This is a genomic window from Vibrio sp. HENC-03, from assembly GCF_000305755.2.
Taxonomy (GTDB): domain Bacteria; phylum Pseudomonadota; class Gammaproteobacteria; order Enterobacterales; family Vibrionaceae; genus Vibrio; species Vibrio owensii.
Map to the genome: position 1 here is coordinate 1 of NZ_JH976075.1, position 12,127 is coordinate 12,127.

Here is a 12,127-nt window from a genome sequence, read left to right on the forward strand (position 1 = left end):
GTTAGAATACCGGCCTGTCACGCCGGGGGTCGCGGGTTCGAGTCCCGTCCGCTCCGCCACTTATTTAGAAACCCAGTCTTCGGACTGGGTTTTGTCGTTTATAAGCAAAAATATTTTCCCTTTTCAGGGAACGAGTCCCGGTTGCCCGCAACCCCGGCCTCTCCGCCATTTATTTAGAAAGCCTTGCTAGAAATAGCAAGGCTTTCGTCGTTTCTAGAGTCTTCAATTTCCTACTTGCTCTAGCCTTATTTACCATTAAGCTCCCTCCTTCTTAAACAGATCTCTTTTACTTGCTTGCTATACGTGTGTAGGTGCTCACTATCTTGTTAGTGACCATTAAATATAGGTCTTCATTTATAATCTTTGAATCTAAGCATTATGACTGCACATCTTTAAAAGATAACTGAGAATCATTATTAATATTTAGTTACACTCACATCAATTGGAATAATGAGTGACTAAATACATGGATATATCTCGTCGACGCTTTCTTCAATCTTCCTTAGCGATCTCTGCGCTTACCTTTCTGCCTGCATGTTCTCTATCTAAGAGCACTAACAAACAAGGTCAGCATATATACGATATCACTGCAGAGCCTTCTACTGCTGAATTGGTACCAGGGTTTACCACGGATGTACTTGCGTTTAATGGCTCGATTCCAGCGCCTACGATTCGTTGTCGCCAAGGCGAGAAAGTTATTATTCGGTTTACTAACAAGCTTTCAGAGCCGACTACAATCCACTGGCATGGCTTGCGAATCCCTATTGAAATGGATGGTGTCCCTTTCTTGAGCCAGCCGCCTATCATGCCGGGTGAAACATTCGTTTATGAATTTACACCGCCAGATGCGGGCACATTTTGGTATCACCCACACATGAATAGTGTTAAGCAACTTGGTATGGGCTTAGTCGGGCTAATTGTCGTTGAAGAGGCAGAGCCTGTTCAGTTTGATGAAGAGCATGAAGTCGTCCTCAAGCATTGGCATTTAGACAAACAAGGTCAGTGGAAGAACCTTATGGTGCCGCGCTTGAGTGCTCGTATGGGGACCCCCGGAGAGTGGAGTAGCGTTAATGGTGTTCATGAGCCTGTTTATATGCTGAAGCAGAATGCTACCACGCGATTAAGAATTGCTAATGTCGATAACACCATTACTTACCCGATCGCTATTGAAGGTGCAGAGGCTTGGGTTATTGCTATTGATGGTAACCCTGTTAAAACGCCTTATAAGCTCACTCAGCACAAAATTGGTCCAGGAATGAGGTTAGATATTGGATTTATAGCTTCGAAGGCTGGAGAACGTGTTTATGTGCGTCAAATGAAAGGACGCTTCCCATTCCCTTTGTGTGAGTTCGAAGTTGTTGAGTCTGACCTGCCGAGCAATCAGAAACTGCCTTTATTGCCTCTAAACCCTGTGCCTGATCTTGATTTAGAAAATGCTGAGCAAATTGATTATGTGTTTGAATGGGAGGGAGCGGTCACTCCTGCCGATAAATCGGGGAAAGCGATACCTAAGTTTTGGCTGATGAACAAACGAGCTTGGGAGGGAATGAGTAAAGATAATATTCCAGCGCCGCTTTCAACGTTGGAGCTCGGAAAAACCTATATCTTCAACCTTAAGAACGTCACCCAATATCATCATCCTATTCACCTTCATGGGCACACGTTTACTGTTCTTGAGTTAGATGGCAAAAAACTCGATGAACCGTTTCATACCGATACGGTCTTGCTTGGAAAAAACGGCAGTGCGAAAGCGGCATTTGTTGCAAATAACCCAGGACGTTGGATGTACCATTGTCATGTGATCGAACACATGAAGACGGGGTTGATGGGTTATATTGAAGTAAAGTGACTCCTGTAACTTTTTAAATTTTGATAAGTTTTAAGCGCTATACTTTGCTGAATTCTAAGATTGTATAATCACTATTACCGTAAATTTGATTACAATGTCGCCATTAACTTTTCTGGGGGAATTATGGGACAACTATCCGTTTTGGGTTTTATTGCATTGGGTGGTGCATTTGGTGCATGTTCTCGTTACTTAATTTCTGAACTTTGTGTGATGCTACTCGGTCGTGGCTTTCCGTACGGTACCTTGACCGTGAACGTTGTTGGCTCATTTATTATGGGTCTACTGATTGCTGCGTTTGAAACTGAGTTGATGGTCACTGACCCATGGCGTCAAATCATCGGTCTTGGTTTTTTGGGCGCATTAACCACATTCTCTACTTTCTCGATGGATAACGTGTTGCTTATGCAGCAGGGCGCTTTCTTTAAGATGGGATTGAACGTATTGCTGAATGTCGTATTAAGCATTTCAGCTGCGTGGATTGGTTTCCAATTATTGATGCGTAGCTAGCAAAAATACTCAAATCTTAATCAGGTCGGCTTGGTTTAACCAAGCCGTTTTTATATACTGATTTTACTTGTCGGAGTGCCATAAGGCTGAGACCGTTAATTCGGGATCCGTTGAACCTGATCAGATTAGAATCTGCGAAGGGAACAAGAGAAGATATCTACACCAGAGTTCTACCTGGTCGACCTATCAAATAGTCGAATGTTGTTATAGACGAAGAGCACGCGCTCAATCTGTCTTTAATTCGATTCCTCTTGTCGCATCTATCCGCCAAGCATTTTTATCCCAATACTTTTTATCTAAGCATAACAAAGCAAGGAAAAATGCTATGTCGAGTCGCAAGCAAGCGAGACTGGAAGCAAAACAGTTCATTGATACACTCTCGGTACAACCGTACCCAAATTCAAGCAAAGTCTACGTAGAGGGTTCACGTCCTGATATTCGTGTGCCAATGCGTGAAATATCACTCGCTGATAGCCTTATTGGGGGCACAAAAGAAGCGCCTATTTTCGAGCCTAATGAGCCAGTACGCGTTTACGATACCTCGGGTGTATACACAGATCCAGAACACACCATAGACCTCTACAACGGCTTACCTAAGCTGCGAGAAGGGTGGATTGAAGAGCGCGCTGATACTGAACTACTCGATGAAGTAAGCTCGGTATACACCAAAGAGCGCTTAGAAGATGAAACGCTAGACGATCTTCGTTATGGTAATCTACCACGTATTCGACGTGCCAAAGATGGGCAGTGCGTGACTCAATTGCACTATGCTCGCAAAGGCATTATCACCCCAGAAATGGAATACATCGCCCTACGTGAAAATATGGGGCGTGCTCAATACCGCGATGAAGTGCTGAATCAACAACATCCGGGTCAAAGCTTCGGAGCGAATCTTCCAAAAGACATTACCGCCGAGTTTGTGCGTAAAGAACTCGCTGAAGGCCGCGCGATTATCCCTTCTAATATCAACCACCCAGAATCCGAACCAATGATCATTGGACGTAACTTTTTGGTCAAAGTGAACGCCAACATCGGTAACTCATCGGTCACTTCTTCGATTGAGGAAGAAGTTGAGAAGCTGGTGTGGGCAACGCGCTGGGGTGGCGATACCGTTATGGATCTCTCTACTGGACGTAATATTCACGAAACTCGCGAGTGGATTCTACGTAACAGTCCGGTTCCGATCGGTACCGTACCAATGTACCAAGCGCTTGAGAAAGTGAATGGTGTTGCTGAAAACCTTAACTGGGAAGTGATGCGCGATACTCTGATCGAGCAAGCAGAGCAGGGCGTTGACTACTTCACTATCCATGCCGGTTTACTACTTCGTTATGTCCCAATGACTGCAAAACGTGTGACTGGTATCGTCTCTCGTGGTGGTTCTATCATCGCGAAATGGTGTTTAGCGCACCACCAAGAAAGCTTCTTATACACCCATTTCCGAGAGATCTGTGAAATCTGTGCTAAGTACGATGTCGCACTATCTCTTGGTGATGGTCTGCGTCCTGGCTCGGTTGCTGATGCTAACGATGAAGCGCAATTTGCAGAGCTTCGTACTCTTGGCGAATTGACCAAGGTTGCGTGGGAATACGACGTACAGGTGATTATTGAAGGCCCTGGTCATGTTCCAATGCATATGATCAAAGAGAACATGGAAGAGCAGTTAGAGCACTGTCATGAGGCTCCTTTCTATACCCTTGGTCCGCTGACGACAGACGTCGCTCCTGGTTACGACCATATTACTTCAGGCATCGGCGCTGCCATGATTGGTTGGTATGGCTGTGCAATGCTTTGCTACGTAACTCCTAAAGAGCATCTTGGCTTACCAAACAAAGAAGACGTGAAAGTAGGCATGATCACTTACAAGCTTGCTGCGCACGCCGCTGATTTAGCGAAAGGGCACCCTGGCGCTCAAGTTCGTGATAATGCGCTTTCTAAAGCTCGCTTCGAGTTCCGTTGGGAAGATCAATTTAACTTGTCGCTCGACCCAGATACTGCTCGTGCTTTCCATGATGAAACCTTGCCTCAAGAGTCTGGAAAAGTTGCTCACTTCTGTTCGATGTGCGGACCAAAGTTCTGCTCTATGAAGATTTCGCAAGAGGTACGAGAGTACGCGAAAGATACTGAGCAAGTTGCTGCGGACCAAGCTATCTCAATCAAAATGTTGGATGAACCTCTTGAGGGGATGCGTCAGAAATCGCAAGAATTTAGAGAGTCAGGTTCTGAGCTATACCATCCAGCAGCACATGCCGAGGTGAGTGACTAATGAGCAAAATCCTTATTCCGTCATCATTGATTGAACTGACAGGTTTAGTTCAGCAATGTTTGTTGTTGGCGAAAGAACAGGGTTTTAGCATCGAAGACATTGAGTTGGGTGTGAGCCCAACTCAATCTATTCAGCTTGTTCGCGACCAACAGACCAAACGTATAACGACAGATCTTATTGATGGTTATGACTCTGAGCATGAGAGTTTATTTGTGCTCTATTACCGCTCTGCCTTATCGGTAGAAGCGTGCGCTAAGCAACCGTCGAAAGCGATTCATATTGGCATTGCTGATACGCAGGTATCCGATGAAAAGGAGAAAGTGCTTCAGCTTGATATCTGGCGTCACCCAATTAACAACGAAGTGAGAGCGCTTTCCGTTAAGTCCAAATTCAACGCAATGCTCGATCCCGAACATCACCTTGCTTGGATAGTAACGCTGACAGTACTCGATTTTCCTATCGAAGATGCGTTAACACTTGCTCGAGGAATGCTAACTCAACAAGCGAATGTTTCACGTGAAACACTGTTTAATGACAACCTTGACGATGGACGAACTACTCAGTGGGCTGACCAATTTGATAATTTCCCCACACCTGTACTGGAGGATAACCGACTAGGTATTCAAGTTGGTTGGTCTGCACAAAGCGAGAGCGTTAGCTTTCCAACTCTAACTAAGCAAAGTCTGGGGCTCTATCCAGTTGTTGATGATGTTGCTTGGATTGAGCGTCTACTGCCACTAGGCATCAACACTATTCAACTGCGAATCAAGAACCCACAACAAGCCGATTTAGAACAACAGATCATTCGAGCAATTGAGCTAGGTCGTCAGTATCAAGCACAAGTGTTCATCAATGACTATTGGCAGTTGGCAATCAAGCATGGCGCTTATGGCGTTCACCTAGGACAAGAAGACATAGAAGAGTCGAATTTGGCTCAGCTAACTAAAGCCGGCATTCGTCTTGGTCTTTCTACTCATGGTTATTATGAGCTACTGCGCATCGTACAAATTCATCCTAGTTACATCGCGCTAGGGCATATTTTCCCAACCACTACTAAACAGATGCCATCGAAACCACAAGGTTTGGTGCGCTTGGAACTGTATCAAAAGTTGATAGATAGCATTCCTTATACAATTACAGAGGTGGGTTTCCGTCCTTCAAAAGACAAAGCAGTTAGTGACTATATGCTTGGCTTTCCGACGGTCGCAATTGGTGGTATTGACCAGTCTAATGCTGACCAAGTTTGGCAAACGGGTGTTTCTAGTTTGGCGGTTGTGCGTGCTATTACGTTGGCAGAATCACCTCAGTCCGTTATCGAGTTTTTTGCACAACTGATGAAGGAAAGACAACTAACGTTTACTGAGCAGAATAGTGAATTGGCGCATAACAAGAGAGGCGAGCATGCTCACGGATAAGCAGTTCCTTCGCTATCAACGCCAAGTCGCTCTGCCTGAAATTGCTGAAAGTGGGCAAGAGCGCTTGAGCAAATCGCATGTGCTGATCATCGGTTGTGGTGGGTTAGGGAGCGCAGCGAGTTTGTACTTGGCATCAGCGGGTGTTGGTAAATTGGTTGTGGTCGATGACGATGAAGTTGATAGCAGTAACCTACAACGTCAGATCATTTATCGTGAGCAACACCTACAAGTTGCGAAAACAGAAGCAACTGTAAAACAGCTCACTGACCTCAATTCTATGGTTCAAATTCGTGCCCTCAATAAGCGATTGGACAAAGCACAGCTGCAGCTTGAAGTGATGCTAGCGGATGTGGTGCTCGACTGCACCGATAACATGCCAACGCGCCAGCTCATTAACCAAGTTTGTTTCGAGCAAAATACGCCGCTCATCTCGGCGTCGGCAATTGGTTGGCAAGGACAATTCGCTGTCTTTGATTACCAAATACCAAGTGAACAAGAAGCGCAAAGTAAAGCCTGTTACCGCTGCTTGTATCCGTTTGACGAACTACCACAAAGTCAAAAATGCAGTGAGAGCGGTGTCGTCGGTCCGGTGGTGGGCACACTTGGTAACTACCAAGCGATAGCGGCAATTCAAAAACTTGCGACGGGAAAGTTTCATGTCGAGACTGCCAAGTTGCATCTGTTTGATGGGTTGAAACTGCAATGGCAAACCATGGCGATAAGCAAAGACAAACAGTGCCAAGTGTGTGCTCAGATTTAGCTTACGAGTAATGGGCAGAATTAAGAGAGTTGGAAGCAATGACGTTATCAGAACAACAAACAACACAAATGACCGCTGCTGACTTAGATGTGATCACTATTGTCATCAATGACCAATCACATCAAGTTGCCATTGAGTCGAATCTACAGCAAATCATTAGTCAATTTGCGCTCCCTGAAATGGGCTGTGTTTTTGCAATTAATAACAATGTTGTGCCGCGCAGTGAGTGGGCTAGCACAGTTCTTTCACAGGGAGATAGCATCTCTTTGTTTCAAGCGATCGCAGGGGGTTAAAGTCGATGCTTAAAATTGGTGATAAACAATTCGAATCAAGACTGTTCACGGGAACAGGGAAGTTTGCCAACAGCCGATTAATGGCAGAAGCGATTCAAGTGTCGGGCTCTCAACTTGCGACCATGGCGTTGAAACGTGTGGATGTGAACGACCAACAAGACGATATTTTGCTGCCGTTAGTACAAGCGGGTGTGAACTTGTTGCCGAACACCTCGGGTGCAAAGAATGCTAAAGATGCCGTATTTGCAGCTCAACTGGCGCGAGAGGCGTTAGGTACAAACTGGTTAAAACTGGAAATTCATCCAGACCCGAAGTACTTGATGCCCGATCCAATTGAGACACTTGCTGCCGCTGAGCAACTGGTTCGTGAGGGCTTCATTGTCCTTCCTTATTGTCATGCTGACCCGGTTCTGTGCAAACGATTGGAAGAAGTAGGCTGTGCCGCAGTCATGCCATTAGGTGCGCCGATTGGTTCCAACAAAGGGATAGTTTCTCACGATTTCCTAGAGATTATCATCGACCAAGCTAATGTTCCTGTCGTTGTCGATGCGGGTATCGGCGCACCTTCACATGCCGCGCGTGCGATGGAAATGGGAGCGGATGCCGTGCTCGTCAATACTGCGATTGCAGCTTCGAGCGATCCCGTTGCGATGGCGAAGGCATTTAAGTTGGCGGTAGAGTCCGGGCGTATGGCTTATGAAGCTGGACTTGCCGGTAAGGTTTCTCATGCGGTTGCGTCGAGTCCACTGACGTCATTCCTAGATGAGCTTTAGTACTAGATTGGTTTAGCTATTAAGCGAGGAAAACATGAGCTTCGTTGAACAATTTAAGCAGCTTAATTGGGATGACATTTCGATGTCGATCTACGCGAAAACGGCACAAGATGTTGAGCGAGCATTGAATAAACCCAAGCGTGATTTGGAAGACTTTAAAGCGCTAATTTCACCAGCTGCTGAAGCGTACTTAGAGCAGATGGCACAACTGTCATACTCGGCCACTCGCAAGCGTTTTGGTAATACCATGTCGCTTTATATTCCATTGTACCTTTCTAACTTGTGCGCCAATGCTTGTACTTATTGTGGCTTCTCAATGGAGAATAGAATCAAGCGTCGTACCTTGAATCGGGACGAAGTGGCAGCAGAAGTTGAAGCCATCAAGCGCATGAAGTTTGATAGCGTGTTGCTGGTGACTGGCGAGCACGAAACTAAAGTGGGTATGAAATACTTCCGCGAAATGGTGCCTACGATTAAGCAACGTTTTAACTATTTGGCGATGGAAGTACAGCCACTTGATCAAGACGAATACGCTGAGCTCAAGACATTGGGTTTGGATGCGGTGATGGTCTATCAAGAAACGTATCATCCTTCGACTTACGCCGAGCACCATTTGCGTGGCAACAAGATGGATTTCGAATACCGATTGGATACACCCGATCGTCTTGCAAAAGCAGGTATTGATAAGATCGGTATCGGTGCTTTGATAGGGTTGGAAGAGTGGCGTACCGACTGTTTTTATGTGGCAGCGCACTTGGACTATCTTGAGCGCACGTATTGGCAGACTCGTTACTCGATTTCTTTCCCGCGTTTGCGTCCTTGTGAGGGTGCGCTCCAACCCAAATCAGTCATGACGGATAAGCAACTTGTTCAGCTGATTTGCGCTTATCGTTTGTTGAATCCAGAAGTGGAGTTGTCATTATCGACTCGTGAGTCACCGAAGTTTAGAGATAACGCATTGCCTTTAGGCATTACCAGTATGTCTGCTGCATCGAAAACTCAGCCGGGTGGTTATGCGATGGATGATGTTGAACTCGAGCAGTTTGAGATCAGTGATGAGCGAAGCGCAGGTTCTGTGGAAGATATGATTCGAGCCAAAGGGTTTGACCCTGTATGGCGAGATTGGCACTCGGCGTATTCTGGTTAAGTAGCAAAGAAAGCCACTAGTCATCGTTATGTTTCACGTGAAACATAGGCAAAAAAAGAGGGTTGATGCAAAACATCAACCCTCTACTTTTTTCTAGCTTCTAGCTTCTAGCTTCTAGCTGTGTGCTACTGGTAGCGTTGCTTGACGAAGCCACTCTTTCACATCACCTTCAACAAGTGGGCTGATCTCATCCCATACCTTCTGATGGTAATCATTCAGCCAAGCAAGTTCTGGACGAGTTAGCATATCAACGTTGATATTTCGCTTGTCGATTGGACAGCGCGTTAGCGACTCAAATGACAGAACAGGGAAGTCACCGTTAGTTGGTGTTTCAACAACAAGCTCTAGGTTTTCAATACGGATACCAAACGCATCTGCACGGTAGTAGCCTGGCTCGTTGGACAGCACCATACCTTCTGTTAGAGGCACGTCGATTTGCTTCTTAGAAATGCTCGCCGGACCTTCATGAACACTTAGGAAGTGACCAACACCGTGACCAGTACCATGATCGTAATCGTAGCCTTCCGCCCATAGGTGCTGACGAGCTAGCGTATCGATTTGGTAACCACGTGTGCCTTTCGGGAAACGTGCACGAGCAACACCGATGTGACCTTTTAGCGCGAGAGTGAATTGTTTAATCATCTCTTGTGAAGGCTGACCGATCGCGATGGTACGCGTGATGTCTGTCGTGCCATCTAGGTACTGACCGCCTGAATCCACTAGGTAAAGTGTGTTCAGTTCTAGCTTGCCAGGTTCAGGTTGGTTTTCGTGGTTGTAGTGACACATCGCCGCGTTGCCACCTGCTGCCGAAATAGTATCGAAGCTAAGATCCATAAGCGTCGGGTCTTCGCTACGGAACGCTTCCAGTTTGTCAGCCAATGTTGCTTCATCATGCAAGTTACCCGCAACGACTTCTGCATCTAACCAAGATAGGAACTTGCTCATCGCCACGCCATCTCGGATATGACACGCTTTCATGCCTGCGATTTCAACTGCGTTCTTCGCTGCTTTTGGCATTAGGCATGGGTCAGCTTTACTCACCACTGATGCGCCAGCATTTTGTAGAACCAGCTTAAACCATGCGTTACTTGTCGCAGGGTCAACCAGTACATTCTTGCCAGTTAGAGTTTCTAGTCGTGCTTGTAATGCTTCTGGGTGATGGACTGTTACGCCAGAACCAACGTGAGCGTCAAACTCAGCAGGTAGACGTGCTGGATCTAGGAAGTATTCCACGCTTGAGTCTGAATGCAGAATCGCGTGAGAAAGCAGAACTGGTAGGCGTGATACATCAAGACCACGAACGTTGAGCAACCAACAGATAGAATCAAGTGCTGTGATCACTGCGCTGTCTGCGCCGGCTTTTTTCACCAGCTCTGCGATTTCTTGGCGCTTGCTTTCACTTGATTGACCAACCGCTTCTGTTGCCATTAGGCGAACATCAGAAACCACAGGAGCAGGGCGGTCGTGCCACAGCTCATCAATTGGGTTGCTGTCGAGAATCTTAAGCTCAAGTGCACCTGCAAGTTTTGCTTGTGCCATGTCTAACCAAGCAGAGTTGTGCATGCGAGGGTCGATTGCCACAGACGCGTCATTTGCAAGATGGTCTTTAATCCAATCTAATGCAGGCTCTTCAATCAGGTGACGGTATTCGAATAGATCAGCAGGAACCTGCTTAGTTACTTGTACCGTGTAGCGACCATCAACAAAGATAGCGGCTTTGTCTTTGGTGATTACCGCAGCACCAGCAGAACCAGTAAAACCAGTTAGCCAATGTAAACGCTCGTTGTGCGCTGGTACGTATTCGCCCAAATACTCGTCTTCATGTGGGACAAGCAGGGCATCAATATTATGTTGTGCTAGCCATTCGCGAATTGCATTCACGCGGCTTTGGGTATCGTTGTGCATCTGTGTTATTCCTTCAAATTACCGCTCCTTCATGCTCAGGTGTGGGAGCTGTTTCCATCTGCTTCATGCAGTTTACGATTCCATTGAGGTTCGCAATCACTTCAATAGAGTCGGAGTACAACAGGCCATAGATGAGCCAAAAAGGACTATCGACTGTTAAGCTACTCATTTTACCGTAAGAGCGCAAATCGCGTCCGGGATTTTTATCTAAGATGATCGGTTTTTTGCGTGATCATGGTACGTAGCCAAGTTAAAGCTGGGTCATTTTCTCTGTCTCGGTGCCAGAACAAAGTGTAAGCCATTGGCGGGAATTCGAGTGGCAGCGGCAGTAATGCCATGTCGTGTTGTTTGGCGGCCAGCTTCACAAAGTGGCTTGGCGCGGTAAACACAAAATCAGTGTAAGAACACAAACTGGCGGCACTGTTAAAGTCCGGTACGGTGAGTGCGATATCACGCTCACGACCAATGTCGGCTAGACGATAGTCGAGCAACCAACGGTCGTTGCCATCACAACGTACCTGAACATGACGCAGGGCTAGATAAGCTTCCAAATTCCAATTTCCACGCAAAGCCGGGTGGTCTTTACGTACGATACACATTTGGTGGTCGCGATAGATTTCCTGTTCACAAATGTCATCTGGCGGCAGCATAGTCAGCTTGGCATCGTTGATGTCGATGTCTCGACCTGTCATGCCTAAATCGATTTCACCGCGTTGAATCATCTTGAACGTTTGCTCCGACCAAGAGTGGGTGCTGATGGTCACGCCTGGTGCTTGTTGGAATATTGCTGGCAAGAAGTGGGGCAGAATGAGCGGGTAGACACTCTCTACCGCTGCGATTTGAAAACGGTACTCACTGCTCTGTGGCGAGAACTCCTCGGGGTGAGTCAGCACCTCAAGTTGGTTTATCAACAGATCCAGTTTCGGTTTAAGGAACAATGCGCGCGGTGTTGGCGTCAATCCGTGTGAGTTTCGAGTGAATAGGGGATCATCAAATTGGGTACGTAATTTCGCTAAGGATTTGCTCACGGCAGACTGACTCAAGCACAGTCTGTGGGCGGCTCGGGTGACATTCAACTCTTCAATCAGCACTTTAAAACAGACCAGCAAATTGAGGTCGATGCGTGCCAGTTTCTCTACGTTCACAGTGATTTTCCCTATTGGAATAATGGTCATGAGTATACATCATTTCCATTCATATCATCAGATGATT

Annotated in this window: 10 protein-coding genes and 1 riboswitch; of the genes, 8 read left to right on the forward strand and 2 right to left on the reverse strand. The window is 46.4% G+C overall.

The window, feature by feature from the left end; translation table 11 throughout:
* The first annotated feature begins 466 nt into the window (after positions 1 to 466).
* From VCHENC03_RS18575 to thiH, 8 genes are all read left to right on the forward strand, one after another.
* The gene (locus tag VCHENC03_RS18575) at positions 467 to 1,849 is read left to right on the forward strand and encodes a multicopper oxidase family protein (RefSeq protein WP_009705192.1); all 1,383 of its coding nucleotides are present in this window, start codon (positions 467 to 469) and stop codon (positions 1,847 to 1,849) included.
* A 123-nt stretch (positions 1,850 to 1,972) separates the two neighbouring features.
* Positions 1,973 to 2,356, forward strand: coding sequence for a fluoride efflux transporter CrcB (crcB, locus tag VCHENC03_RS18570; RefSeq protein ID WP_005430379.1), 384 nt, complete (start codon positions 1,973 to 1,975; stop codon positions 2,354 to 2,356).
* Positions 2,357 to 2,417: 61 nt separating this feature from the next.
* Positions 2,418 to 2,516, forward strand: a riboswitch (TPP riboswitch).
* 165 nt (positions 2,517 to 2,681) lie between these two features.
* Positions 2,682 to 4,622: a phosphomethylpyrimidine synthase ThiC gene (thiC, locus tag VCHENC03_RS18565; RefSeq protein WP_009705193.1), complete on the forward strand. Its 1,941-nt coding sequence runs from the start codon at positions 2,682 to 2,684 to the stop codon at positions 4,620 to 4,622.
* Positions 4,622 to 6,037 carry a thiamine phosphate synthase gene (locus VCHENC03_RS18560; RefSeq protein WP_009705194.1) on the forward strand — a complete coding sequence of 472 codons (1,416 nt, stop codon included), beginning with the start codon at positions 4,622 to 4,624 and terminating at the stop codon, positions 6,035 to 6,037. Before thiC ends, VCHENC03_RS18560 begins: the two co-directional genes overlap by 1 nt.
* The gene (locus VCHENC03_RS18555) at positions 6,024 to 6,797 is read left to right on the forward strand and encodes a HesA/MoeB/ThiF family protein (RefSeq protein WP_009705195.1); all 774 of its coding nucleotides are present in this window, start codon (positions 6,024 to 6,026) and stop codon (positions 6,795 to 6,797) included. Before VCHENC03_RS18560 ends, VCHENC03_RS18555 begins: the two co-directional genes overlap by 14 nt.
* Before the next feature lie 38 nt (positions 6,798 to 6,835).
* Positions 6,836 to 7,090 (forward strand): sulfur carrier protein ThiS, encoded by a 255-nt coding sequence (thiS, locus tag VCHENC03_RS18550; RefSeq protein ID WP_005447251.1) that lies wholly within the window; start codon positions 6,836 to 6,838, stop codon positions 7,088 to 7,090.
* 5 nt (positions 7,091 to 7,095) lie between these two features.
* Positions 7,096 to 7,863 carry a thiazole synthase gene (locus VCHENC03_RS18545; protein WP_005397059.1) on the forward strand — a complete coding sequence of 256 codons (768 nt, stop codon included), beginning with the start codon at positions 7,096 to 7,098 and terminating at the stop codon, positions 7,861 to 7,863.
* A gap of 34 nt (positions 7,864 to 7,897) precedes the next feature.
* Positions 7,898 to 9,010: a 2-iminoacetate synthase ThiH gene (thiH, locus tag VCHENC03_RS18540; protein ID WP_009705196.1), complete on the forward strand. Its 1,113-nt coding sequence runs from the start codon at positions 7,898 to 7,900 to the stop codon at positions 9,008 to 9,010.
* 114 nt (positions 9,011 to 9,124) lie between these two features.
* On the opposite strand, the gene VCHENC03_RS18535 is transcribed toward thiH, so the two are convergent.
* Both VCHENC03_RS18535 and VCHENC03_RS18530 read right to left on the reverse strand, forming a co-directional pair.
* Positions 9,125 to 10,915, reverse strand: a complete 1,791-nt coding sequence (locus VCHENC03_RS18535) for an aminopeptidase P family protein (RefSeq protein WP_009705197.1) — start codon at positions 10,913 to 10,915, stop codon at positions 9,125 to 9,127.
* Between the two features lie 203 nt (positions 10,916 to 11,118).
* Complete coding sequence (locus VCHENC03_RS18530; protein ID WP_009705198.1) at positions 11,119 to 12,060, reverse strand: LysR substrate-binding domain-containing protein; 942 nt, start codon at positions 12,058 to 12,060, stop codon at positions 11,119 to 11,121.
* Positions 12,061 to 12,127: the final 67 nt, after the last annotated feature.